This window comes from Azospirillum formosense, assembly GCF_040500525.1.
Taxonomy (GTDB): Bacteria; Pseudomonadota; Alphaproteobacteria; order Azospirillales; family Azospirillaceae; genus Azospirillum; species Azospirillum formosense_A.
This window is the reverse complement of sequence record NZ_CP159402.1, coordinates 1,708,871-1,734,383: the sequence shown is the minus strand read 5'-3', so window position 1 is coordinate 1,734,383 and position 25,513 is coordinate 1,708,871. Positions and strand designations below refer to the sequence as shown.

Below are 25,513 nucleotides of genomic sequence, written 5' to 3'. Positions count from 1 at the left end.
CGCGACGGCATATGGCGTGACGGCCCATCGAACGAAGGCGGATCGAACGAGGGCGGACGGGTCGGGTCGGGCGGCGGCATGGAGCGTCCGGCTGGGCGGCGGCCGTCAGGCGGGGGGCGCCGGGGGCAGGGCGGCGCGGATGCGCGCGACCAGCTCGTCGGCCTGATAGGGCTTCTGCAGGATGGGCAGCCCGTCCAGCGCCGAGGCCCGCTGGATTTCCGCATAGCCGGTGACCATCAGGACCGGCAGGCCGGGGCGCCGGGCGCGCAACTCCCGCACCAGTTCCAGCCCCGTCATGCCGGGCATCGCGTAATCGGTCAGCACGAGGTCCACCTCCGGGTCTCGGGCGAAGGCGTCCAGCGCGTCGGGGCCGCTCGACGCCTCCATGATGCGGAAACCGGCCTGCTCCAGAACCGTTGCGGTCGCCATGCGGACCAGCGCCTCATCCTCCACCAGCAGGATGGTGGCGGGGCGGGGCGGGGGCTGGTCGGCGGCGGGCGGCTCGGCGTCCCGGCCCGCCTCCTCCTCGGCGTCGGCCCGCGGCAGGTAGAGCGTCACCGTGGTGCCGCTGCCCAGCCGGGTCGTCAGGACCACCGTTCCGCCGGATTGCGCGGCCAGGCCGTGCACCATCGACAGGCCCAGGCCGGTGCCGTGCCCGACGCCCTTCGTCGTGAAGAAGGGTTCGAAGGCGCGGGCCGCCGTCTCCTCGCTCATCCCGCTTCCGGTGTCGGCGACGGCGATGAACACGCAGTCCCCGGCGGCGAGGTCGAGCGGCCGGCCCTCCATGTCGTCCGGGCAATTGCCGGTGCGGATGGTCAGGGTTCCGCCCGCCGTCATCGCGTCCCGCGCGTTGATGGCGAGGTTGAGGATGGCCATTTCGAGCTGGTTCGGGTCGACCCGCGCCGGCCACAGGCTGGGGTCCGTCTCCGTCACGATGCGGGTGGTGCCGCCCAGCGTGCGTTCCAGCAGCCCGCCCATGCCGGTGACCAGGGCGCCGACGTCGACCGTCTTCGGCTCCAGCCGCTGCCGGCGGGAGAAGGCCAGCAGATGCTGGGTCAGGGTGGCGCCCCGCTCCACCGCCTTCTCCGCCATGTCCAGGGCCTGGGGATGGCTGGAACCGCCGCCTTGCCCGGCGGCGCGCAGCAGGTAGAGCGAGGTCCCGATGGCCTGGAGCAGGTTGTTGAAGTCGTGGGCGATGCCGCCGGTGAGCTGGCCGATGGCCTCCATCTTGCGGGCCTGATGCAGCGTCTCCTCGATCTCGCGCAGGGCTTGGCCGGTGCGCTCCCGCTCCTCGACGTCGCGGGCGACGTGGTAGGCGCCGATGCGCCGCCCGCTGGAATCCAGGATGGTGCCGAAGGCCAGCTCGTAGCGCTTGCGCTGCAAGGTGGGGTCGCCCAGCTCCTCCACGATGGTGAAGCGCTCCCCGCCGAGCGCGCGGCCCCACAGCGACTCCATGGTGACCTGCGCGGCGGGCAGGTGCTCCATCATCTCGGGCAGGCGTTGGCCGATGGCCGGGCGATGGCCGTAGAGCGCCTCGACCTCCCGCTGGTAGGCGCCGTTGAAGAGGATGTAGCGAAGCTCCTGGTCCACCGCGACGATCAGGTCGGTGGAGCTTTCGATGATCGCGGCGAACAGGCGGCGGTCGGAGGCGTGGCGGTCCACCAGCTCGCCCAGCTGCATTTCATGGGCGCGCCGCCGCTCCGTCACGTCCTCCAGGATTCCGACGGCGCGGGTGGTGCCGTCCGGGTCGGTCAGGCACGAGCCGCGCATGGCCAGCCAGCGCACCCGCCCGTCGGGCGACCCCACGGGAAACTCCGCCTCCAGCTCGCCCTTCGACGGGTCGTCGCGGAAGAGGGCGGCGCGGATGACGTTGCGATGGTCCGCCGCCACGTTGCGGATCCAGGATTCGACCGAGGCGCCGTCGAGCACCGGGACACCCAGCAGGGCCGCGGTGTGGTCCGAGCCGTGGAAACGGCGGCTGCGCGTGTCGAAGCGCCAGACGCCCAGGCCGACGACCTCCATGACCAGCCGCTGCTGGGCCTCGCTGTCGCGCAGGCGGCGGGCCGCCCGGTTCAGCGCGCCGGCCACCGCGTTGACCTCGCGGATGGGCGCCGGTGCCCTCATCACCAGCGCGGCGTGCGGGCCGTCGCGCCCCAGCGCCAGGGCGGCGCCGGCCAGCGCCGCCACCGGGTCGGCGATGCGCCGCCCGACCACCAGAGCCACCGCCAGGCTGACGAGCAGCAGGATGCCGCCGCCGCATAAGACCATCGTGACCGAGCGGCGCATGGGCTCGGCGATCAGTTCCTGCGGGACGCCGACGGCGACGGTCCAGCCCGACAGCTCCGACCGGGCGAAGGCGTTGAACAGCGGCGTGCCATCCCGCGCCACGTTGCCGAAGGCGCCGGAACTGGCCGAGGCGGTCCGGCGGAACACCTCCGCGGAGATCGGCGTGCCGGTGAAGGTGTCGTGCGAGGCGGTGCGGGTGATGACGACGCCCTGACGGTCCCACAGGGCGGCGACCCAGCCCTCCGGAAGACCCTGCTGGCGCAGCACCTCGATGAACATCTCGGTCGGGATGCTCATGGACAGCACGCGCTCCGACGGCCCGTTCCGCGTGATCGGCAGCGCGACGGCGACCAGGGGGCGCTGGGCGACGGAGCCCATGAAGATTTCCGAGATCTGGGCCTGGCCGCTGTCCGCCGCCCGCCGGACCAGGCCGGTCACCGCGGTGCGGGGAAGCGGCTCGCCGTAGGGGCGGCGCGTGTTGATCAGTTGCTGGCCCTGGGCGTTGCTCAGGACGATGTGGACGCCCTCGCGCCGGGCGCCCTTGTGCTGAAGCACCTCGGTCGCCTGCCGGTGGAAGGCGGCGAGATCGCCCCGCTCCAGATGGGGGGAGGTGGTCAGGACCTGCAGCGCCGTTTCCATCGCCATGAGTTCACGATCCACCGCGACGGCCAGGGTCCGCGCCAGATCCTGGCCGGACCGCTCGATGGCCGCGCTCTGCGTCTCGGCCATGCGGAAGACCGTCCAGCCGGCGAAGCCCAGCATCGGCACAAGCGCCGCCATGACCAGCAGCACCAGCCCGGTGCGCAGCGACAGGCCGCTGACCGGTGTCTGGTCGTCGCCCGCCACGCTGTCGCTGGCGGCGGTGCCGTCGTCATCCTGAGCGTGCACAGGCACGAGTTGTCATGCTCCGGTATGGATAGCGGGGGACGCGTCAGTAACCATCGCAGAGTCCGGCAGCAAAGGACACACCTTTGACGGAGCAGGGTTTTTATCGAAGGGGGTGGAAATTTCGGTTGGGTCACCCCTTCGGGCGATGCCGTCGCCCAGGGGGCGATCCCGGGACGGAATGGGCGGGGGCCTGCGATGCCCCGCGCGTGCGGACAACATAACCGGACAAACAAAAAGGGAGCCGCGAGCGGCTCCCTTTTCCTTATCGGCCGGTGCGTCCTGCGGACGTCAGGCCGGCTGCTTGCCGTCCATCAGCGCCACGAAGCGGTCGAACAGATAATGGCTGTCCTGCGGGCCGGGCGAAGCCTCGGGGTGGTACTGCACCGAGAAGACCGGCTTGTTCTTCAGCCGGATGCCTTCGTTGGTGCCGTCGAACAGGCTGACGTGGGTCACCTCGGCGTCGGCGGGCAGGGTCTCCTCCATCACCACAAAACCGTGGTTCTGGCTGGTGATCTCCACCCGGCCGGAGACCAGGTCCTTCACCGGATGGTTGGCGCCGCGGTGGCCGAGCGGCATCTTCTTCGTCTTGGCGCCGAGCGCCAGCGACAGCATCTGGTGGCCCAGGCAAATGCCGAACATCGGCAGGCCGGTGTCCAGCAGGCCCTTGATCGTCGGCACGGCGTATTCGCCGGTGGCCGCGGGGTCGCCGGGGCCGTTCGACAGGAAGACGCCGTCCGGCTTGTGGCGCATCACCTCTTCCACCGTGGCGGTGCCCGGAACCACGGTCACCTTGCAGCCGGCCGCGGCGAGGCAGCGCAGGATGTTGCGCTTGGCGCCGAAATCGATCGCCACGACGTGGAAGCGCGGGCTTTCCTGGGTGCCGTAGCCGGCGCCGAGCGTCCAGGCGCCCTCATCCCAGCCGTAGGTCTGGCGGCAGGAGACGTCCTTGGCGAGGTCCATGCCCTCCAGCCCTGGCCAGCCCTTGGCCTTGGCGACCAGCGCGTCGAGATCGAACTTGCCGTCCGGCGCGTGGGCGACGACGCCGTTCGGCGCGCCCAGGTCGCGGATGCGGCGGGTCAGGCGGCGGGTGTCCACCCCGGCCAGGCCGACCAGCCCGTAGCTCTTCAGCCAGTCGTCGAGATGGCGGGTGGCGCGCCAGTTCGACGGGTCGGTGACGTCGGCGCGCAGGATCAGGCCGCGCGCGGCGGGGGTCACCGTCTCGATGTCCTCCGGGTTGGCGCCGGTGTTGCCGATGTGGGGGAAGGTGAAGGTGATGATCTGCCCGGCGTAGCTGGGGTCGGTCAGGATTTCCTGATAGCCGGTCATCGAGGTGTTGAAGCACACCTCGCCCACCGAATCCCCCACCGCACCGATGCCTCGGCCCTTGAAGACGGTGCCGTCGGCCAGAACCAGGACACCGGTGTAAGCGCCGGCATCGCCCGCCGGGAGAGTCGATTGAGCCATCCTTCAGACCTTATCAAGAGCCGCCGCGGGCCACAAATTCCTGCATCGCGGAACGTCGGCGCCGCGTCCCGTCCCGCTGGGCGCACGCGTCGTCGTCGGTCCGTGCCCCGCCATCCCGGTTCCTTGCGGTTCGGGTGTCTGAGCCTGGATCGATTAGTCGGGACGGGTGAGCCGGTCAACCGTATATGACGATTGGTACCCCGATTTCCAGCGGCGCGTTTGCATAATCGCCGTGCTTCACCGGTGGGGCTTGGCCGTTGGAGGGGCTGCGGAACGCGCCGTCGGGGGGTGGGAGGCGGCCCTTCGGAATTGACGTGGCAATCCGGAGCAAATTTAGGAATATTACCGGTTCGCGCCGCGTCTCCCGCGCCATCCCCGCGCGATCCAGCGGAGGACCGGGGCGGCACGGACGCTGCCGGACGGCCGTTGATCGCTACGACGATCGCTGCGACCCGGCGAACACCACAGACGATACAAGGACACACGCAATGCTGCGCACGCGCCTGAACGAGGCCTTGAAGCAGGCGATGCTCGCCAAGAACCAGCGCGCCGTCTCGACCGTGCGCCTGATCCTGGCCGCGCTGAAGGACCGGGACATCGCGGCGCGCACGCGCGGCGTCACCGACGGCATCGACGAGGCGGAGATCCTTTCCATGCTGCAGACGATGATCAAGCAGCGCGGCGAGTCGATCAAGCTGTACGAGCAGGGCGGCCGCCTGGAGCTGGCCGAGCAGGAGCGCGAGGAGATCACCGTCATCGAGGGCTTCCTGCCCAAGCAGATGTCGGAGGAGGAGGTGGCCGCCGCCGTCAGGACGGTGGTGGAGGAGATCGGCGCCACCTGCATCAAGGACATGGGCAAGGTGATGGCGGAGCTGAAGACCCGCTACGCCGGCCAGATGGACTTCGCCAAGGTCAGCGGCACCGTGAAGCAGCAGCTTTCGGCCTGCTGACGGTGCGGTTTCCGATCTAGAACGGGGGCCGCCCGCCCATGGCCTTCCCGCCTCAATTCCTGGAAGAGCTGCGCACCCGTCTCGCTTTGTCGGACGTGGTGGGCAAGCGCCTGCGCCTGATCCGCGCCGGCCGCGAGTACAAGGCGCCGTGCCCCTTCCACAACGAGAAGTCGCCCTCCTTCTACGTCAACGACCAGAAGGGCTTCTTCCACTGCTTCGGCTGCGGGGCGCACGGCGACATCATTGGCTTCGTCATGCGCCACGACAACCTCGCCTTTCCGGAGGCGGTGGAAGCGCTGGCCGGCGAGGCGGGGATGCCGGTCCCCCGCGCCACCGAGGAGGACAAGCAGCGCTACGAGCGGCGCAAGACGCTGCACGACCTGGTGGAGCAGGCCGCCCGCTGGTTCGAACAGCAGCTCTACGCCCCCGCGGGGCGCGCCGGGCTGGAGTATTTCCAGCGCCGGGGCCTGGACACCGAGGGCATGGCGCGCTTCCGCCTGGGCTTCGCCCCCGGCGATTCCGGCGCGCTGCGCAGCCAGCTTCTGAAGCAGGGCTTCTCGGAAGAGGACATGGTGACCGCCGGCCTGCTGAAGCGGCCGGACGACGGGCGCACGCCCTACAGCTTCTTCCGCAACCGGGTGATCTTTCCGGTGACCGACCGGCGCGGCCGGGTGGTCGCCTTCGGCGGGCGCATCCTGGAGGGCGACGGCCCGAAATACGTCAACACCGCCGACACGCCGCTGTTCCACAAGGGCACTCTGTTGTATGGCCTGTCGCGGGCGCGGCAGGCCGCGGCGGACGGCAAGCCGGTGATCGTCGCCGAAGGCTACATGGACGTCATCGCGCTGGTCCGCGCCGGGTTCGAGGGCGCGGTCGCGCCGCTCGGCACCGCCCTGACCGAGATGCAGGTCCAGGAGTTGTGGAAGCTGATCCCCGACGCGGAGAAAGTGCCCTTCCTCTGCTTCGACGGCGACAACGCCGGGCGGCGGGCGGCGTGGCGGGCGGTGGAGCGCATCCTGCCGCACCTCGCCCCCGGCCATTCCGCCCGCGTCGCCTTCCTGCCCGAGGGGGAGGACCCCGACAGCGTGATCCGCCTGCACGGACCCCGCGCCATGCAGGAGGTGCTGGGCGAGGCCATTCCGCTGTCCGAGGCGGTCTGGCGCATGGAGACCGAGGGCAAGCCCACCGACACGCCCGAATCGAAGGCGGCGGTGAAGGCGGCGCTGGACGCGCGGGTCGCGCAGATCGCCGACCGCGACGTGCAGGTCTTCTACCGCACGGAGATGCGCCGCCGCGTCGACGAGGCCTTCGCGCCGCCGCGCCGGCGCAACGAGCGCGGCCCCTGGGTTCCGGGCGGCTCGTGGCAAGGCGGGGGGCAGGGGGGTGGGCGCTTCGGCCAGCCGACGCGCCGGCACACGCCGGGCCTGCCGGGCCTGCGCACCGCGCCGCCGCCCGGCCACCGCCGCCGCAACCCCGGCAATCTCGCCGCCGCGCGGGAGCGCGTTCTGCTGGCGGTGATCATCAACCACCCCGACTTGTTCGACGAGTTGGGGGAATCGCTGGGCATGCTGCCGTTTCCCGACCGGGAACTGGAGGAATTGCGCCAAGCGGTCATTGGATTGCTTGCCGAGCGGCGTGATAACGACTCGGGACTTGACGCCGCATCGCTTTGTCGCCACTTGTCTTCCGCCGGCTATGATACCATTGTCCGCTCTCTGCTCAGCGAGTCGACCTATGTCCATGCCGGCTTTGCACGCCCGGACGCGTCCTCCTTGGACGCGAAACGGGGGTGGTGGCCGACATGGCATCACCTGCATCACAGGCAGGTGATGGCCGATTTGAGAGAAGCGGAGGCGGCTTTGGCCCGTGACAACAGCGAGGCGAACTTCGCGCGGGTCGTGGCCCTTCAACAGGAGGTCATCAGGTCCGGAATGGGTATGACGGATGACGAGGATCTCGACGATGCGTAGCGGCCATCGCCGCCGGGCATGGTGCGGAAGGGAAGGGCCGGAGGGAATGAGACCCGGAGGGGTCTGGCCGGACAAGGTCCGGAACGGTTCACAACCGGTTTAAGCAGGTGCGGATCGACAGCGGGGGGCCGCTGCGGTGCGCGCTATGGTTTTTTATAATGGGGTAATGCGGGGGCATCGATCGCATGGCCACGAAAGCTGCGAACAGCGTTGAAGTTTCCGAAGCCCGGGACGAGGCCGGCGACGGCCCGCTCATGGACGGCATGGGTCTTGCCGTCAAGAAGATGATCGCCCGCGGCAAGGAGCGTGGCTACGTCACCTATGACGAGCTGAACGCTGCCCTGCCGCAGGATACGTCGTCGTCCGAGCAGATCGAAGACACGATGGCGATGCTCTCCGAGATGGGCATCAACATCGTCGAATCGGAAGAGCAGGACTCGGAAGGCAACGCCAACGCCGACGGCGAGGGCGAAGGCCGGTCCGCCGGCAATCTGGACGATGACGACATCGGCCGCACCGACGACCCCGTGCGCATGTATCTGCGCGAGATGGGCTCGGTCGAGCTGCTGTCCCGCGAGGGCGAGATCGCCATCGCCAAGCGCATCGAGGCCGGGCGCGAGATGATGATCGGGGCGATCTGCGAATCGCCGCTGACCATCCGCGCCATCCTCGAGTGGCACGACGCCCTCATGGAAGGGAAGATGCTGCTGCGCGACATCATCGACCTGGACGCCACCTACGGCGGCGGCCCGGACGGTGAGGAGATCCCCGAAGGTCTGGCCGAGACGGTGGAAGCCGCCCCGGAGGAGACCGAGGAGGAGCGTCCGCCGCGCCCCGAGGGCGAAAGCGAGGAGGAGGGCGACGAGGACGGCGAGAACAGCCTGTCCCTGTCGGCCATGGAAGCCGCGCTGAAGCCGCAGGTCATCGAGACCTTCGAGAAGATCAAGGCCACCTACGACAAGCTGCACAAGCTGCACGAGGGCCGCATCGCGGCCATACAGCGCGGCGAGGACGTGGCCAAGCAGTCGGACAAGAAGTACGACAAGCTCAAGACCGAGATGGTCGAGCTGATGAACACGGTGCGCCTGAACAACCAGCGCATCGAGCAGCTCGTCGAGCAGCTCTACGCCCTGAACCGCAAGCTGACCGGCTTCGAGGGCAAGCTGCTGCGCATGGCGACCGACTGTCGCGTGAAGCGCGAGGACTTCCTCAACCACTATTTCGGGCACGAACTCGACCCGAACTGGCTGGAGCGCATCCGCGGCCTGAACCCCAAGACCTGGGGCAAGTTCTACGACAAGTACGAGGCCGACATCCGCAAGACGCGCGACGGCGTGTCGAGCATCTCGGATGAGGCCAAGCTGCCGATCAGCGAGTTCCGCCGCATCGTCTCCACCGTCCAGAAGGGCGAGAAGGAGGCGAGCCGCGCGAAGAAGGAGATGGTCGAGGCCAACCTGCGCCTCGTGATCTCCATCGCGAAGAAGTACACGAACCGCGGCCTGCAGTTCCTGGACCTGATCCAGGAGGGCAACATCGGCCTGATGAAGGCGGTGGACAAGTTCGAGTACCGGCGCGGCTACAAGTTCTCGACCTACGCGACGTGGTGGATCCGTCAGGCGATCACCCGCTCGATCGCCGACCAGGCGCGGACCATCCGCATCCCGGTCCACATGATCGAGACGATCAACAAGCTGGTCCGCACCAGCCGCCAGATGCTGCACGAGATCGGCCGCGAGCCGACCCCGGAGGAGCTGGCGGAGCGTCTGATGATGCCGCTGGAGAAGGTCCGCAAGGTCCTGAAGATCGCCAAGGAGCCGATTTCCCTCGAAACGCCGATCGGCGACGAGGAGGATTCGCATCTCGGCGACTTCATCGAGGACAAGAACGCGGTCCTGCCGCTCGACGCCGCCATCCAGGCGAACCTGCGCGAGACGACGACCCGCGTGCTGGCCTCGCTGACCCCGCGCGAGGAGCGCGTGCTGCGCATGCGCTTCGGCATCGGCATGAACACCGACCACACGCTGGAAGAGGTCGGCCAGCAGTTCAACGTGACGCGCGAGCGCATTCGCCAGATTGAGGCGAAGGCCCTGCGCAAGCTGAAGCACCCGTCGCGGTCGCGCAAGCTGCGCAGCTTCCTGGACACCTGAGGGTTCCAGGGACGAAAGCGCCCGCACGGATTGCGGTCGTATGGAAAGCGGGGGGCCTTCGGGTCCCCCTTTTCATTTTGCGCGCCTTTATTTTGGCTGCGCCCTCCATCGAACGGGGTTGCATAAGCTCCCGGTTCTGGGCACATTCGGCATCCCTTGGTGGGGGCCTGTAGTTCAGCGGTTAGAACGCGCCGCTCATAACGGTGTTGTCGTCGGTTCGAATCCGGCCGGGCCCACCATTTCCTCACATGGTTCGTGTGCTGTCCATTCCCGCCGCAGGCGAGGTGAGGTCGCGACGCAGGCAGACGGCGCTGCCGGAGCACAGACCCGCGAATTGCGCGCTGGCCCGGATGTCCGGCGGCGCGTCGCCGCGTTCCGCGCGCCTGAAGCCGATGCGTTCGAAGAATCCGGCGGCGTCGATGGTCAGCAGCCACAGCCGCTCCAGGCCGAGCGCCAGGGCCTCTCGGGTGAGCGCCTCCACGACGGCATGGCCATCGCCCTTGCGGCGGCGCTCCGGCGGCACGACGACCGAGCGGAGCAGCCCATCGCGCCCATAGACTTCCAAGCCGCCGTAGCCGAGGAGCCCGTCAGGGGCGTCCACGCGCCAGAAGCGCCGCCCTGCGACGGCGATGTCCCGGGTCGGCAAGCCCTCCGCGGCGAGAAGGGCCGCGAGGGCCGGAAGTTCCGCCTCCGCCAGCGGCGTGGCCGTCCCTGGTCGCGTCATGCTTGCGTCCTTCGATCCGGCGCGTCCGCAGCGGCGGGGGCGAGCGACCGCCGGAAACGACAATAACGCCGTCGGATCTGCCGATCCAACCGCGTTTGGTAACCGTCATGCGTGTTTTTGAAGAAGGAGAGTGGCGCGCCCGAAGAGATTCGAACTCCTGACCCCCAGATTCGTAGTCTGGTGCTCTATCCAGCTGAGCTACGGGCGCTTCTCTCTGCCGCGGCGTCGGCGAGGCCGTCGTCTGCGGTGGCGCGGTTTTTAATCGGGCCGTGCCCGGAAGGCAACCAAAATCGTCCGGCTCGTGAAATTTTTCCGGCAAGGGGAGGTCAGCCCTTTGACGGACTACAGAATGGCGGCGGTTGGGCTTACCTTGGCGTGGAGAGCGACCAGCCAGAAGGGCATTTGAGAACAGCTATGGGCATGACGTTTCTGAGCCGCGCCGTCATGGGGCCGGCGGCTTCGCTGATGGCGCTTTCCGCGATCGCGGCGACCGGGGTTGCGGCGGCCGGGATGGCGCAAGCGGCGGACGACCGGGCGGGCGCCGCGGTCCTGGTGTCGGCGGCCATCGGCAACGAGGTCGTCCAGATGGTCGAACTCGGGCCGAAGGTCATCCAGGTGACTGTCAACGACCGCGTCGTCTACGAGGACCGCGAAGGGCGCACCCTGTCCTTCGTGAACGCCTACAACATGGAAGGGCGCTGGCTGGTGCTGCTGCAGGAGAGCGTGGACGGCAAATGCGCCGCGCGCTTCCGCGTGCTCGACCTCGGCGGGGCCAAGCCTTCCGTCTCGCTGCCCTTCGGGACCTGCAGCGACGCGCCGAAGGTGGAGCAGGCCGACCGCACGCTGACCGTTTCGCTGCCCGCGACCGACGGAAAGAGCACGGCGGCCTGGAACTACCGCGACGGAATGCTCGTTCGCATGCGCTGAATGGAAAGGGAGCCGCGAGGACCGTGGGACATCTGAACCTCTGGCACGTCAACAAGGCGATCTCGCTCCTCGGCAGCACGTCCTTCGTGCTGCCGGTGGCGGGCATCCTGATCGTGATGCTGTGGCGCCGCCATTCGGCGGTCTCGGCGGCGCGCTGGCTGGCTGTGCTGGCCATGCTGATGGGCTCGGTGGCGCTTCTGAAGATCCTGGGCCACGCTTGCGGCATCCGCCTGTTCGACGACCGGCTGACCAGCCCCAGCGGCCACGCCGCCCTCGCCGCCGCCGTCTACGGGGCGGTCGGGGTGATGGCGGCGCGTTCGCTGGACGGCTGGCGGCGTGGCGTGGTGGTCCTCGGCGCCCTCGGGCTGGTGGCGGGCGTCGCGGCGTCGCGCATCCTGCTGCGCTACCATTCGGTGACGGAGGTGGTGGTCGGCCTCATCCTCGGCGGGCTGGCGGTGGCGGCCTTCGCGCAAAGCTTCAACCGGCTGACCCCGTCGCGCCTGAACCTCAGCCCGCTGGTGCTGGCCCTGGTCGTGCTGTTCGGCGTCGCCACCTACGCGCTCGGCGACCGCACCAACGCCGAACCGATGCTGAAGCATTTCGCCTATCTGCTTCGTGAGGAATCGCCGGTCTGCGGCCCGATGCCGCCGCTGAACAGTTTCCTGGAACGGCTGTAGCGGGTGTTCTGCTTGGCGGATGCGGCCGTATTTCACGACTGGTCTTCCCTGGTCTTGGCAACCGGAATGTTTGCCTTGCGGTGCGGGTTGAGGGTTGAGAGCGGGCTTGCGACGGGGCATGGTGTGGGCTTATACCGACGCCCCCGTTCCTGACCCGTTCTGCTTTTCGGTATCCCTTCCGGCCCATGTCGCTGTTCGGTTCCCTTCCCCGCGCCGCCGCCACCGCCAGCGCGACGGTCTCCTTTTCACAGGAGGATCTGGCGCGCGTCTTCGATGCGAAGACGCTGCAGCGCGGGCGCACGCTCATCCTGACCGGGGCGGTGACGCTGCTCGAGGCCGAGGGGCGGATCGCCGCCACGGTGACCGACCTCGGACGGAGCCTGTCCGTGACCGTCGTCCCGGTGCGCGGGCGCAGCCGGGTGGTCTTCGACAAGAGCTGCACCTGCGGGCGGAACACCTGCGCCCACATGGCCGCGGCGGCGCTGATGACCTTGGACGCCCGTCCGGAAGGGCGGCAGATGTCCCTGTTCGACGCGCCGCCGGCCGCCCACCCGGCGGCGGAGCCGCCGACGCTCCAGGCGGTCCGGCCGGCTCCCGAACCGGCCCCCGCGCCGCCGCTTCCGGAACCGCCGCCCTCCTCACCAACGCCGCCCGATCCGGTGCTCAGCGTCCGCTGGACCCTGGAGCCGGGAAAGGACGAGGCGGCCATGTTCGTCTCCGCCGTGATCGCGGTCGAGGGGGCGGGGGAGGGCGACGACGTGTCCACCCCGGCCAGCCCGCGCGACGTGCTGGCCCGCGCGCCGCGCAGCCTGGACGGCGACGTGGACCGCGCCATCGCCCGGCTGCTCGGCGGCGGCGGGGTGGTGCGCACGCCGGTCGCCAAGAGCCGCGGCGACGTGGTGGACCGCATCCTGCGCCGTCTGCTCGGCTGCGGGCGGCTGCGCTGGCGCGGCGGCACGATGCTGGCGGAGGGGGCGGGAATGACCATCCGCGCCTTCCGCGATCCGGCGACGCGCAAGCTGCGCCCGACCGGCCTGCCGCCCGGCGCCGCGCTGATCAAGGGGCTGGGGTACTGGTGCGTCGATCCGAAGGCCGGCACCGTCTGCCCCGTCGAGTTGCAGGTCGTCGAGGTGCCGAAGCCCAAGGCCGCGGTCGCTCCGCCCCCTGCGAAGACCGTCTCCGCGAAGGCGGCGCCCCTGAAGGCCGCCGCCCGATCGGCAACGGCCCGGCCAGCCGCTGCCCGGCCCGCGGCGGAGCGCCCGGACTTCCCGGCGGCCTCGGCCTTCGCCGCGGCCATGCCCGGCGGCGTGCGTATGGGCTCGGACCCCGCCGCCACCATCGTCGAGCGCGACCCCCGCGTCGTCGCCCGGCTGGGCCGCGTGGTGTCGCCGGACGGCGGTCTGGTCGACGTGTTGCGGCTGGCCTTCGATTACGGCGAGGAGGATTCGCCCTCGGAGATCGAGCCCGACGACCAGCGCCAGTTCGCCCGCGTCGAGGAGCCCGCCGGGGCCGTCTTCGTCCGCCGCGACAAGGCGCTGGAGCAGGGCGCGCTGGACCGTCTGGCCGCCTTCGGCTTCGCCCAGGCGCGCATCGAGCCGCCCAAGGGCCAGTTGAACGCCCGCGGCACCCGCGTCCACTGGCTGACCGGCAAGGACGCCGAGGAGCGCTGGTCGGCCTTCCTGACGACCGAGGTGCCGGCCCTGCGCAAGGACGGCTGGATCGTCGAGATCGGCGCCGACTTCGGCACCCGCGTCGTCGAGGCCAACGAGGAGGTGGCGGTCGCCGTGCGCGATTCCGGCGACGGCTGGTTCGACCTCGACGTCGGCGTGGAGATCGACGGGGAGCGCCGCGCCCTGCTGCCCATCCTGGCAACGCTGATCGAGCGCGGCGGCATGGAGGCGACGCGCGTCATCGAAGGGCGCGCCCATCTGGTGCTGGACGACGGCAACGTGCTGGCCCTGCCGGCGGAGCGGGTGGAGCGGCTGCTCAGCGTCCTGGAGTCCATGCTGGACAGCGGGCGGCGGCTCGACGACACGCTGAAGGTGCCGCTGACCGAGGCCGACGGGCTGCTGGACATCGACGACCTGATCGCGCGTCGCACCGAGGACACCGGCCAGATCGACCGCTATTTGCGCACCATCCAGGAGCAGGAGCTGCCGGCGGAAATGGACCCGCCGCCGGGCTTCCAGGGGACGCTGCGCGACTACCAGCGCGTCGGCCTCGCCTGGATGCAGGGGCTGCGGGCCAACCGGGTCGCTGGCATCCTGGCCGACGACATGGGCCTCGGCAAGACCGCCCAGACGCTGGCCCACATCGCCATGGAGGAGAAGGAGGGGCGGCTGACCGACCCCTGCCTCGTCGTCGTTCCGACCAGCCTCGTCCCCAACTGGGTGGCCGAGGCGCAGCGCTTCACGCCGCATCTGCGGGTGGTCGTGCTGCACGGTCTGGACCGTCACGAGAAACTGGGCGAGCTCGACCGTGCCCACATCGTGGTGACCACCTACGGGGTGGTCGGCCGCGACGTCGAGGTGCTGAAGCGCCGGGACTGGCACCTGCTGATCCTCGACGAGGCGCAGGCCATCAAGAATCCGGACAGCAAGGCGACCCGCGCCGTCTGCGCGCTGAACGCCCGCAACCGGCTTTGCCTGTCCGGCACGCCGGTGGAGAACAATCTGGGCGAGCTGTGGAGCCAGTTCGCCTTCCTGATGCCCGGCCTGCTCGGCGACCGCAAGGAGTTCGGGCGCCGCTACCGCACGCCCATCGAGAAGCGCGCCGACGGCACCCGCGCCAAGCAGCTGATGCGGCGCATCCGCCCCTTCCTGCTGCGCCGCACCAAGGAGGCGGTGGCCAAGGAGCTGCCGCCGAAGACCGAAGTGGTGGTGCGCATCGACCTGGAGCCGGCGCAGCGCGACCTCTACGAGACCATCCGCCTGTCGGTGAACGAGACGGTGCGGGCGGCGTTGGCGGTCAGCGGCGTGTCTCGCAACGCCATCACCATCATCGACGCGCTCCTGAAGCTGCGTCAGGTCTGCTGCGATCCGCGTCTGGTCAAGATTCCCGCCGCCGGCAAGGTGAAGGAGACCGCCAAGCTCGACGCGCTGACCGACATGGTGCTGGAGATGGTGCCGGAAGGCCGGCGCATCCTGATCTTCTCGCAGTTCACCTCCATGCTCGACCTCATCAAGCTGCGGCTGGAGGACGCGAAGATCGGCTATGTGGAGCTGACCGGGCGCACGCTGGACCGCGCGGAGCCGGTCAACCGCTTCCAGAACCGCGAGGTTCCGGTCTTCCTCATCAGCCTGAAGGCGGGCGGGCGCGGCCTGAACCTCACGGCGGCGGACACGGTGATCCATTACGATCCCTGGTGGAACCCGGCGGCCGAGGACCAGGCGACCGACCGCGCCTACCGAATCGGGCAGGACAAGCCGGTCTTCGTTTACAAGCTGATCGCCGCCGACACGGTGGAGGAGCGCATCCTCGACTTGCAACGGCGCAAAGGAAACCTGTCCGACGCAACCATCGAGGGCACCGGTCTCATCAGTGCACTTGAAGGCGGAGACATCGACTATCTGCTGGGTAGGGCGGCGGACTGACCGCACCCTCGGGATTACCGCCCTTCCCGGTCTGGCCTTTGCGGCGCCATGGCATAGATCCTTGACGACGAAAGCATCGCGTTCGTTTCCCTTGCAACGGGGAGGGCCATGGCATCGACGAAGCGGGACACCGCACCCGATCCGGAACGGCTCATCGGCGCGTGGCGCGACGCCGCCGCGGACGCCCGCCGTTGGCGTGACGATCCGGACCGCGTGGCCGCCCTGAAGGCGGCGCGCACCCGGCTGCATCAGCCGCCACCGCCGCCGCCGCGCCCGCCCCAGCGGGTGCTGGCCGACGAACTGCACGCCGCCCGCGCCGCCTGGGAGGACGGGCAGGGGTTGGACGGCACCGCCCGCGCCCTGGCCTACGCCAACCTGAAGCGCTGGGAGCCCGGCCTGTTCGGCTACAGCGAGACGCAGCGGTCCACTGCCGGCAAGATCGCCGCGTCGGAAGCGGCGGAGTCGCGGCGCGACGCGCAGGAGCGGGCGGAAGCCCAGGCCCTGCTCCGCGCCTTCCGCCGCGTCCAGGAGCGCGCCCGCAGCACCGCCCGCGCCGTGCAGGCCGACCCCCGCGCCCGCGCCATGGCGGCGGACGAGGGGCTGATGCTGCCGGACGGCGGCCGGTCGGGCGGCGTGACGGCCCCGTGAAGCGCCGTCTCAAGGCCGACGACGAGCAGGCGTCCTTCGCGCTGTCGCCCCCGGTTTTGCCCGACGAGAGGCTGCTGGAGATCCACCGCCGGCTCTGCCTGATCTTCGGCTGTCCGATCGCCTATTTCCGCGCGCTCGACCCGCTCAGCGAACTGGTGTCCTCGCTGCTGTCGCACCGCACGCGCAACGCGGCGTCCGGCGCGGCCTTCCGCGCCTTGCGGGCGCGCTGGGGGGAGGATTGGGCGGCCGTCCGCGACGCCGACCCGGCGGAGGTCGAGACGGTCATCGCCGGCGTGACGTGGCCCGAGCAGAAGGCGCCGCGCATCCAGGCGATCCTCCGGCGGATCACCGAACTGCGCGGCGCGCTTTCCCTGGATTTCCTGGCGGAGATGACGGTGCCGGAGGCGCGGGCCTGGCTCCAGGCGCTTCCCGGCGTCGGCCCGAAGACCAGCGCCGCGGTGATGAGCTTCAGCAGCCTGCGCCGTCCCGCCTTGCCGGTGGACAGCCACCATCACCGCGTCGCCGTGCGGACCGGGCTGATCCCGCCCAGCGTGGCGGTCGGCCCGTCGCACACCGTCCTGGAGGCGCGGCTTCCCCCGGAATGGACGGCCCAGCAGATTTACGACCATCACGAGGTGATGATGCTGCACGGGCAGCGGGTCTGCTTCTACCGGAACCCGGCCTGCGAGCGCTGTGTCCTGCTGGAGCTGTGTCCGGAGGGGCAGAAACGGATGGCGGGTGGGGCGTCGGCTGAGCAAAAATCGGTCGAAGGAAAATAGGCGACCTCTGCCCCCTCCCTAACCCTCCCCCTCTGCGAGGGGGAGGGGACTGCCGCCGCGTCGCGGAGGGCCCCCTCTCCCGCAGAGCCGGGGTGGGGCGGGGAGGGGGCCAAAGTTTCCAATGCGTTCAATTCACCAGCGGCGGGCGGCGCATCCCCGGCAGGGGGGAGGGGTTGCTGCGCTGCGACCGTTCCCCACCGGAAGCGGCCTGCTCGGCGGCGTCGAGCATGGCCTCGGCCTGCTTCTGCACGGCGGCGGCGCGGGCCTGGTCCATGGGGTCGCTGCTTTCCTTGCGGACATAGCCGGCGGCCTGCTCGGCGAGGTCGAGGGTTTCGACCACCTCGTCCATCGTTTCCTCCAGCGCGGTCACATCGACCTTTTTGCCGGTCATTTCGTCGTCTCCCGTCGTTGCGGTCGGTGAAGCCAACAGGAGCGGGACGGCGGCCGTTCCCGATTTGGCAATACGGGCACCGACCCGAAAAAAATTCGACGCGGGCACGGGAATAGTTTTTTGCAGCGCACGTTCGTCTGTGTGTCCGGTGGCGCCCGCCACCCATCCTACCCAGGCTTGCGAAATCCCCACATGAGCAACCCGAAGCGTTCGATCCGGTCTGCGGCCTTGGCCGCGGCGATGCTCGCCGTGACTGCCGGCCACGCGTCCTTCTGGTCCTGGCGCAACGCGCCCACTCCTGTGGACGCCGTGCCGGGTCGCATCGAATCCGTCTCCTACTCCCCCTCGGGCCGCAGCTACGACCCGAACCACCAGCCGGTGGTCGATGCGGTGGAGCTGGACCGCGACATGACCGCCATCGCCGGCTTCGCCGACGGTGTGCGCACCTATTCCACGCTGGGCTCCCAGGGCGACGTCCCGGCCATCGCGGCCAAGCATGGCCTGGACGTCACGCTGGGCGTCTGGCTGAGCGACGACAAGGCCCGCAACGAGCGCGAGGTCGCCCGCGCCATCGTGCTGTCGCGCACCGTGCGCGGCATCGAGCGCGTCGTGGTCGGCAACGAGACGCTGCTGCGCGCCGAACTGACCGACGCGGAGCTGGCCTCCTACATCCGCCGCGTCCGCGCCGGCGTGCCGAAGCACATCAAGGTCGGCACCGCCGACGTGTGGTCGGAGATCGTCAAGGCCAAGGAGACCATCGCGGCGTCCGACTACATGGGCGTCCACGTCCTGCCCTACTGGGAAGGCGTGCCGGTGGACAAGGCGCTGACCTGGATCCGCGACCGGCTGGACACCGTGCGCAAGGCGCATCCGGGCAAGCCGCTGTTCGTGGGCGAGGTGGGCTGGCCGTCGGGCGGCGAGAATTTCCACGACGCCTACCCGACGCCGCAGGCCCAGGCCTTCGTCGTCCGCAACTTCGCCGCCGAGGCGGGGATGCTCGGCATCGACTACAACGTGGTCGAGGCGTTCGACGGCGTGTGGAAGTCGAGCATCGAAGGCTCGCCGGGCCCGACCTGGGGCGTGCTCGACGCCGACCGCGCGCCGAAATGGCCGCTGGCCGGCGACGTCCCGGCCCCCTGGGGCGACCGTGCCGGCGCCGCCGTGGCGCTGGCCCTCGGCCTCGCTTTGTCGGCCTTCGCCGCCTTCCGCCGCCGCACCAACATGACCTACGCGCTGGCCGCGTCGGTGGGCGCCAACATCGTCGGCTTCGGCGTCGGCTCGGCCGTCGCCGGCGCCTACGCCGAATACTTCACCTTCGGCGCCGCGACCACCTGGGGCTCCGCCTTCCTGCTGGGCGCCCTGATGATGTCGGTGGCCTTCGCCGACCTGACCGAAGTGGCCCGCCGCCTGTTCACCGGCCGCGCCCCGGCCCTGCTGCCGCGGGTTCCCGCGGTGCCGGAGCACAAGCCGATGGTGTCCGTGCACATCGCCGCCTGCCGCGAGCAGCCGGACGTGCTGGCCGCCACGCTGACCTCGCTGGCCCGCGTCGACTACCCGGACTACGAGGTCGTTGTCCTCATCAACAACACCGAGGACGAGGCGCTGGTCCGCCCGGTCGAGGAGCTGTGCGCCGAGCTGGGCCCGAAGTTCAAGTTCCACTGGTACAAAAAGATTTCCGGCTTCAAGGCCGGCGCGCTGAACGCCGCGCTGCGCCACACCGACCCGCGCGCCGAGATCGTCGCCGTGCTCGACGCCGACTACACGGTGGAGCCGGACTGGCTGAACAAGCTGGCCCCGACCTTCGCCGACCCGCGCGTCGGCATCGTCCAGGCCCCGCAGGAGCACCGCGACGGCCATGAGACGCCGCTGAAGGCCGCCATGACCGCCGAGTACCGCCCCTTCTTCGACGTCGGCATGCAGGAGGGTCTGACCTCCCAGGCCTTCGTCTGCCACGGCACGATGATCATGCTGCGCCGCTCCGCCATGGAGCAGGTCGGCGGCTGGTCGGAAGAGGGCATCTGCGAGGACACGGAGCTGGGCATCCGCATCCTGTCGGCCGGCTACCGCGCCGCCTACACGGACGAGCGTCTCGGCCAGGGCCTCGCCCCCGACAACTTCATGCAGTTCCGCAAGCAGCGCGACCGCTGGGTCTTCGGCTCCACGCAGATCCTGCGCGCCCACTGGCGGAAGTTCCTGCCCGGCGCCAAGGAGCTGACGGTCGGCCAGAAGATCGGCTACCTGACCAACTGGGCGCGCTGGTGGTCCGACGCGGTGGGCGTGCTGGCCGCCGGTGCGGCGGTCACCTGGACCTTCGCCTCGCTGGTCCTGCCGCTGCACCTGCCGCCGGTCCAGGCCACCGCCGCGGTGCTGGGCGCCCTGGTCCTGCGCGCCGGGTCGAGCCTGCTGGCCTCGCGCTACGCCTCCGGCAACTCGTGGAAGGAGAGCTTCGGGGCCTGCGCCGTGGGCATGGCCCTGTCCACCACGGTGGCGCTGGCCGCTCTGCGCGGCGTGGTCCGCAAGCGCGACGCCTTCCGCGTCACCGCCAAGGGCGGCAAGCGGACCCAGGGCGCCTTCTGCGCCAAGCCGGAAGCCTGGCTGTCGGGTGCGCTGCTGGTCTCCGCGGTGACGGCCTGGTACGCCAACCCGCTGGGCACCCTGTCGCTGGAGCTGTGGGCGATCCTGCTGACCGCGATGGCGGTGCCCAACCTGATGGCCGTGGGCCTCGCGATCGGCGACATGCTGCCCGCCGGCGCCCCGCGCCCGGCGCCGCTGCCCGCCCCGCAGGGCGTGGTCCAGCCCGCCGCCACCCCGGCCAAGGCCGCCAACGAGCCGGTCGCCGCCTAACCGCGCGACTCTGAATGGAGACAGCCCCCTTGCCGCCGGCAAGGGGGCTTTTTCGTGCCCGGAGAGAGGGCTCAGCGCTTGCCCTTCTTCCCCTGGATGCTGGTGATCTGCTGGGAGGCGATGTTGCCCTGGCCCATGGCGGCGTTGAAGGCGGTGCCGACGTTGTTGAACTGGATGCCGCCGCTGGCCAGGGCCGCGGGCAGATGCGGCAGCGGGCCGAAGTTGCTCATCATCGGGTCGAAGAAGCCGTCGGGCGGCGGGCTGCCATTGCCGGTGGTCACGCCCGGCTGGGGCTTCGGGGCCGGAGCCTTGACCGGCGCCGGGGACGAAGCCTGCACCGGAGCGGCGGCCTGGACCGGGGAGGGCGTTTGCACCGGGGAGACCGGCGCGGCGGCCTGCTCGGAAACACTGCCGCCAGCGGCACCGCCCCCGGCGGACCCGTCGCCGCCCTGGATGACGTACTGTTCCGTCACGTTGCTGTCGCCGAAGGACAGGGCCAGCGAGCTGTCGAAGTTGTTCACGATGAAGGGCGCGTCGATGAAGGTGAAGTTCGGCACGATGGGCTCCGGCGGCGGCTGGCGGCTGGCGGCCAGCGCCTGACCCTTGTTGAAGCCGCCCAGGAAGCCGGCGTCGCCGCGGATCTTCGCGATGGCCTGCTGGTGCGTGGCCTGCCGGCTGACGGTGGGGTTGGTCACCGTCGCCCCCGGAGGCGCGCCGCGCCGGGCGGCGTTGACGAAGACGGGCTGGCGCGGCAGCAGCGGCGGCATCCCCATTCCCATCCCCATAGACATGCCGACCGCCGCGCCGAGTTGCGGGTTGACGGAGAAGCCGCCGGCATCCTGGGCGGCGGCGGCTCCGCCCAGCAGCGCCAGGGCGGCGAGGCCGGACAGCAGCGGCGCGAAGCGGCGGATGCGGATCATGGCGTGGCTCCTCTGTTCGGCGGTGTGCGCTGATCCTAGGGCGGCCGGGCGGGGAGCCGCTGTGAGGCGGACCACAGCTGGGGCGCTTTACGCCTCTTCCTCAAAAGGGAAATTCTTACCGAAGGGATGGTCAGGCATCGGCGCGGCCTGCGGGGGCATCGGCGGCATCGGCATCGGTTTCAGGTCCGGCTGCGAGGGGCCGCGGCGGCAGGCGGTGTGGCCGTTGACGGTCTCGCAGGTCAGCGCGCCCGGCCCGGTGACGCAGGTTGTCCGGTCGTTGACCGTCTGGCACGACAGCGAGCCCGAACCGCGGCTGCACACCGTCTTCCCGTTGACCGTCTGGCAAGCGAGGTTGTCGGCGGCGGCGGTCTGCGGTGTTCCGGCCAGGGTCAGGATGGCGGCGAGCGCACCGAAGACCGGCAGGGCGAAGCGGAGCATGGCGGCAGTCCTCCCATGAGGAGTCCGGAAAGGGGGCGCCGCCGGGCGGATCGGCGGCGCCGGATGGGGTGGATCACTGAGCCTTGAACCTATTGGGCCTTAAGACCGAACAGGTTCTGCCCGGCGGCGTTGCCGATGCCGGCGGCGACGTTGGTCGTCACCCCGACGTTGGTGTCGAGCAGGCCGCCCTTGCCGAAGCCGAAGGTGACGCCGGTGACGTTCTGCTTCGCCTTGTTGCCGATTCCGGCGGCGACGTTGGTGGCGACGCCGACGTTGGTGTTCACCAGCGACCCGCCCGTGCCCTGCTGCATGGTGAAGACGTTCTGCTTGGCCTTGTTGCCGATCCCCGCCGCGAGGTTCGTCGCGACGCCGACGTTGGTGTTGGAGAGCGACGGCGCGGCGGCGAAGGGGCTGCCGAAGCCCGGCTGCATCATCATCGGGTTGACCGGCATGCCGCCGGTCTTGAGGTCGTTGGCGAAGGCGTGGGGGGCGGCGAGCAGCGTGGTGGCGGCGACGGCGATCAGGGTCAGGCGGCGCATGGGCTGGGTCTCCTCCGGGGTGTGGGGCCGTGTGTGGCTCGATGTCCGTGGAGGAGAGGGTAGGCGGACGCCGCCCCCGCCGCTGTGGCCCGGGCCACAGTCGGGGGGGATTGGTGCGGTTTGTGGGAGGTATTGCCCCCTCCCTAACCCTTCCCCGCTGTCGCAGGGGAGGGGACAAATCTCCCTCTCCCGCGAAGCGGGGGAGGGTCGGGGAGGGGGCAATCCGACGCTCAGCGCGCGTGCTGGTCCAGGAACCGGCGGCAGGAATCGAAGTCCTGGAGCACCGTGTCCGACAGCTCGACGCCCTTGCGGTCGGCGAGGCTGCGGGCGAAGGCGACCATCTTGTCCGTCGGGGCCTTGCGCCGCGCGCCGCTCGACGATGCGGCGGGCGGCGGCGGGGCGGCGTCGGCGACCGGAGCGATCGAGTCCGGGACCTTTGGCGCAGCCTTCGTCTTGCGGCTTCGCCGGGGCGCCTTCGGCGCCTCGCCGTCCGCACCGACGGCAGCGACCGCCGCCTTGCGCGTGCGTGGCCGCGGCGTCGTTCCCGCGGCGCGCGGGCTGGTGGAGCGACGGCGTCCCACTCCCCGTCCGGCACGGATCGGGCCGCCGCGCACCCCGAGATCCACCGCCGGCCCACGGTTGCCGACCAGCACGCCGATCAGCCGCCCGGCCTCGTCGGCGATGCCGTCGATGACGCTGCGGAAATCGGCGCGCCCGACGACCACCTCGTCCAGCCGCATCTCCCACAGGGCGGTGGTGCCGGGATCGACCAGCGTGGGGGCGGCGCCGCGCAGAGTCTCGAACAGCTGCAGCCCGGCGGGGGTGGGCACCAGCCACTTGCCGTCGGCGCCCAGCAGGTTCTGCCGCCGCAGGCCCTTGATGATCTCGGCGCGGGTGGCCGGGGTGCCGATGCCCTTGGCTTCCTTCAGCCGGTCGCGCAGCGCCGGGTCCTCGACGAAGCGCCAGGCGTTCTGCATGGCGTCGACCAGCGTGCCCTCGTTGTAGCGCGGCGGCGCCTGGGTCCGCTTGGCCTCCACACGGGGCTCGGACAGGCGGGCCGGCTCGCCGTTGGCCAGCGGGGGGAGGGCCTGCTCCTCCTCCTTCTCGTCGGGCTTGCCGTCCGTCTCGGCGGAGCCGAAGGCCGCCTTCCAGCCGAGCTTCAGGGGGATGCGCCCGACCGCCCGGAAGACCACCGGCTTGCCCTCGACCGGCACGTCCATCAGGACGGTGGTCTGCCGGTACTCGTAGTCGGGCATGACGGCGGCGAGGTAGGAGCGGCAGATCAGCGCGTAGAGCCGCTTCTCGTCGTCGGTCAGGCGGTTGAGCCGGCTTTCCAGATCGTCGAGCACGTTGACGTTGGGCACGATGGCGTGGTGCGACACGCCCTCCAGCGCCTTGTCGCAGAAATGGCCGGACTTGCCGCGGCGGATCACCGGGCGGGACAGGTCGAGATGGGCGAAGCCGCGCAGCCGGGTCAACGCCCCGGTGATCGCCGGAACGTCGGCGATCTGGTTTTCCGACAGGTAGCGCGCCTCGGCGCGCGGGTAGGTGATGAGCTTCTTGCCCTCGCCGTCGTAAAGCTCCTGGGCGACCTCCAGCGTGCGGTCGGCGGTCCAGCCCCAGCGCTGGCCGCAGGTCTTCTGCAGAGCGGGCAGGTCGTAGAGCTTCGGCGGAGCCTGCCGCCGGTCCTCCACCGTCACCGACAGCGGACCGCCATGCCCGTCGGCGGCGCGGGCGATGGCCTCGGCGCGGGCGCGGTCCTTGATGCGATCCTTCGGCGGCGGGGCGTGGCGCATCAGGAAGGAGCCGCCCGCGGCGGTGGCCGTCGCCACGACCTCGAAGTAGTCCTCCGGCTTGAAGTTGCGGATTTCCAGCTCGCGCAGGCAGACGATGGACAGGGTCGGGGTCTTCACCCGCCCGATGCCGATCACGCCGCGCGTCCCCGGCGCCAGCAGCGTCTTGGTCGCCGTGCGGGTCAGGGACAGGTTGAAGATCTGGTCGGCCTGCTGGCGCGCCACCGCCGCCTCGTAGAGCGGGCGAAGCTCGGTGTTCGGCTTCAGCCTGGCGAAGGCGTCGCGGATCGTCTTGGGGTCCTGGGCGGTGAACAGGGCGCGCTGCACCCGCCCGCGGAAGCCCAGATGCTCCAGGATCTCCTGCCCGATCAGCTGCCCCTCGCGGTCGCAGTCGGTGGCGAGGATGACTTGGTCGCAGCCCTTCAGCGCCGCCTTGATGGCCGCCAGCTTCGCCGTTTTGTTACCGCCGCTGTCCGGTCGCGTCGGGTAGAGTCCGTCCGGCTTCAGCAGGGTGGGCGACCAGCGCTTCCAGTCCGGGTTGACCTCGTCCGGTTCGGCCAGCCGCAGCAGATGCCCCTCGGCCGGCAGGATGCGCCCGTAGCGATCCCCCAGCGCGGCGCGCAGGTCCTTTGCCTGACTGGATTTTTCCGTGATGATGAGCGTGGCCATGGCCGCCATGGTAAGACGAACATGAAAACGTATCAAGAACGCTTGAAGGCCATCCTGAGCGGAATCCTGCTCGCCGCCCCGCTTCTTGTCGCGGCCCTCCCGGCGACGGCGCAAAACCCGCTGCTGCCGGGGATCGGCGCGAAGGACCGGCGGGTGGTGGTGGATGCCACGCACGCGCCGTGGAACAGCCTCGTCAAGGTGCAGAGCAACCTCGGCGCCCGCTGCACCGGCGTGCTGGTGGCGCCGCGCCGGGTGGTCACCGCCGCCCATTGCCTGATCAACCGGGCGCAGCGCTTCCTGCCCGCCTCCTCCCTTCACGTCCTGTTCGGCTATGAACGCGGGGAGTACCGGCAGCACCGCGCCGTCGCCGCGCTGGAGACCGGCGGCCCCTACGACACCGAGCGGCGGCTCGACGGGCTGGTCGGCGACTGGGCGGTGCTGACGCTGGACGGCGACGCGCCGGAGGGGATGCCGCCGCTGCCGCTCGCCCGAGTCCCGCCGGAGGCCGGCACGCCGCTGATGCTCGGCGGCTACAGCCAGGACCGGGCGCACCTCGTCACCGCCGACACCGCCTGCGCGGCGCGGGGCATCAACGACACCGACCGCGGGCCGCTGCTCGTCCACGACTGCGACGGCACGCGCGGGGTGAGCGGGGCGGCGCTGCTGGTGCGCACGCCCGGCGGGGATGGGCGCGCGGACGGGGCGGGGGAGGGCTGGGCGGTGGCCGGCATCGCGGTCGCCGCGGTCAGCGGCCCCAACCCGCGCAACATCGCCGTGCCGAGCGCCGCTTTCGTGGCCGCGGTGGAGGGAAATACGCCTTCTTTGCGGTGATGCACGGGCGCGGGGCAGCTTTGAGCGGTGGCGCC

Annotated in this window: 18 protein-coding genes and 2 tRNA genes; 11 read left to right on the top strand and 9 right to left on the bottom strand. The window is 70.4% G+C overall.

Annotated elements, in window-relative coordinates; translation table 11 throughout:
• Positions 1-105: 105 nt before the first annotated feature.
• Positions 106-3,180 (bottom strand): cache domain-containing protein, encoded by a 3,075-nt coding sequence (locus ABVN73_RS08260; RefSeq protein WP_353857592.1) that lies wholly within the window; start codon positions 3,178-3,180, stop codon positions 106-108.
• Between the two features lie 282 nt (positions 3,181-3,462).
• Positions 3,463-4,638, bottom strand: a complete 1,176-nt coding sequence (carA, locus tag ABVN73_RS08255; RefSeq protein ID WP_353857591.1) for a glutamine-hydrolyzing carbamoyl-phosphate synthase small subunit — start codon at positions 4,636-4,638, stop codon at positions 3,463-3,465.
• A gap of 488 nt (positions 4,639-5,126) precedes the next feature.
• Here carA and ABVN73_RS08250 point away from each other — a divergent pair, with 488 nt between their 5' ends.
• From ABVN73_RS08250 to ABVN73_RS08235, 4 genes are all read left to right on the top strand, one after another.
• Positions 5,127-5,588 carry a GatB/YqeY domain-containing protein gene (locus ABVN73_RS08250; protein ID WP_353857590.1) on the top strand — a complete coding sequence of 154 codons (462 nt, stop codon included), beginning with the start codon at positions 5,127-5,129 and terminating at the stop codon, positions 5,586-5,588.
• A 38-nt stretch (positions 5,589-5,626) separates the two neighbouring features.
• Positions 5,627-7,558: a DNA primase gene (gene dnaG, locus ABVN73_RS08245; protein ID WP_353857589.1), complete on the top strand. Its 1,932-nt coding sequence runs from the start codon at positions 5,627-5,629 to the stop codon at positions 7,556-7,558.
• A 185-nt stretch (positions 7,559-7,743) separates the two neighbouring features.
• Positions 7,744-9,705, top strand: a complete 1,962-nt coding sequence (gene rpoD, locus ABVN73_RS08240) for an RNA polymerase sigma factor RpoD (RefSeq protein WP_094302951.1) — start codon at positions 7,744-7,746, stop codon at positions 9,703-9,705.
• Positions 9,706-9,868: 163 nt separating this feature from the next.
• Positions 9,869-9,944: transfer RNA gene (locus ABVN73_RS08235), tRNA-Ile, on the top strand.
• Between the two features lie 5 nt (positions 9,945-9,949).
• On the opposite strand, the gene arsN2 is transcribed toward ABVN73_RS08235, so the two are convergent.
• Positions 9,950-10,429: an arsenic resistance N-acetyltransferase ArsN2 gene (arsN2, locus tag ABVN73_RS08230; RefSeq protein WP_353857588.1), complete on the bottom strand. Its 480-nt coding sequence runs from the start codon at positions 10,427-10,429 to the stop codon at positions 9,950-9,952.
• A 131-nt stretch (positions 10,430-10,560) separates the two neighbouring features.
• Positions 10,561-10,637, bottom strand: a tRNA-Arg gene (locus tag ABVN73_RS08225).
• A gap of 212 nt (positions 10,638-10,849) precedes the next feature.
• On the opposite strand from ABVN73_RS08225, the gene ABVN73_RS08220 reads away from it, so the two are divergent.
• The 5 genes from ABVN73_RS08220 to ABVN73_RS08200 all read left to right on the top strand — a co-directional run bounded on the left by ABVN73_RS08220 (position 10,850) and on the right by ABVN73_RS08200 (position 17,053).
• Positions 10,850-11,356, top strand: coding sequence for a hypothetical protein (locus ABVN73_RS08220; RefSeq protein WP_353857587.1), 507 nt, complete (start codon positions 10,850-10,852; stop codon positions 11,354-11,356).
• A 23-nt stretch (positions 11,357-11,379) separates the two neighbouring features.
• On the top strand, positions 11,380-12,033 hold the full coding sequence (locus ABVN73_RS08215) for a phosphatase PAP2 family protein (RefSeq protein ID WP_353857586.1): 654 nt from the start codon (positions 11,380-11,382) through the stop codon (positions 12,031-12,033).
• Positions 12,034-12,218: 185 nt separating this feature from the next.
• On the top strand, positions 12,219-15,626 hold the full coding sequence (locus tag ABVN73_RS08210; protein WP_353857585.1) for an SNF2-related protein: 3,408 nt from the start codon (positions 12,219-12,221) through the stop codon (positions 15,624-15,626).
• Between the two features lie 108 nt (positions 15,627-15,734).
• The gene (locus ABVN73_RS08205; RefSeq protein ID WP_145678449.1) at positions 15,735-16,274 is read left to right on the top strand and encodes a hypothetical protein; all 540 of its coding nucleotides are present in this window, start codon (positions 15,735-15,737) and stop codon (positions 16,272-16,274) included.
• Positions 16,271-17,053 carry a Fe-S cluster assembly protein HesB gene (locus ABVN73_RS08200; RefSeq protein ID WP_353857584.1) on the top strand — a complete coding sequence of 261 codons (783 nt, stop codon included), beginning with the start codon at positions 16,271-16,273 and terminating at the stop codon, positions 17,051-17,053. Before ABVN73_RS08205 ends, ABVN73_RS08200 begins: the two co-directional genes overlap by 4 nt.
• A gap of 127 nt (positions 17,054-17,180) precedes the next feature.
• Here the strand turns inward: ABVN73_RS08200 and ABVN73_RS08195 are convergent, their stop codons facing one another.
• Positions 17,181-17,444, bottom strand: a complete 264-nt coding sequence (locus ABVN73_RS08195; protein WP_353857583.1) for a hypothetical protein — start codon at positions 17,442-17,444, stop codon at positions 17,181-17,183.
• Between the two features lie 192 nt (positions 17,445-17,636).
• Here ABVN73_RS08195 and ABVN73_RS08190 point away from each other — a divergent pair, with 192 nt between their 5' ends.
• On the top strand, positions 17,637-20,288 hold the full coding sequence (locus tag ABVN73_RS08190) for a glycosyltransferase (protein ID WP_353857582.1): 2,652 nt from the start codon (positions 17,637-17,639) through the stop codon (positions 20,286-20,288).
• Positions 20,289-20,359: 71 nt separating this feature from the next.
• Here the strand turns inward: ABVN73_RS08190 and ABVN73_RS08185 are convergent, their stop codons facing one another.
• The 4 genes from ABVN73_RS08185 to ABVN73_RS08170 form a co-directional block, all read right to left on the bottom strand.
• On the bottom strand, positions 20,360-21,208 hold the full coding sequence (locus ABVN73_RS08185) for a hypothetical protein (protein ID WP_353857581.1): 849 nt from the start codon (positions 21,206-21,208) through the stop codon (positions 20,360-20,362).
• An 87-nt stretch (positions 21,209-21,295) separates the two neighbouring features.
• Positions 21,296-21,646, bottom strand: a complete 351-nt coding sequence (locus ABVN73_RS08180) for a hypothetical protein (protein WP_353857580.1) — start codon at positions 21,644-21,646, stop codon at positions 21,296-21,298.
• Between the two features lie 89 nt (positions 21,647-21,735).
• A complete protein-coding gene (locus ABVN73_RS08175) occupies positions 21,736-22,185 on the bottom strand; it encodes a hypothetical protein (protein WP_353857579.1) in 450 nt (149 codons plus the stop codon).
• Between the two features lie 230 nt (positions 22,186-22,415).
• Positions 22,416-24,647 carry a DNA topoisomerase gene (locus tag ABVN73_RS08170; protein WP_353857578.1) on the bottom strand — a complete coding sequence of 744 codons (2,232 nt, stop codon included), beginning with the start codon at positions 24,645-24,647 and terminating at the stop codon, positions 22,416-22,418.
• A 21-nt stretch (positions 24,648-24,668) separates the two neighbouring features.
• On the opposite strand from ABVN73_RS08170, the gene ABVN73_RS08165 reads away from it, so the two are divergent.
• Entirely contained in the window at positions 24,669-25,478 is an 810-nt protein-coding gene (locus tag ABVN73_RS08165; protein ID WP_353857577.1) for a trypsin-like peptidase domain-containing protein, read from the top strand.
• Positions 25,479-25,513 lie beyond the last annotated feature (35 nt).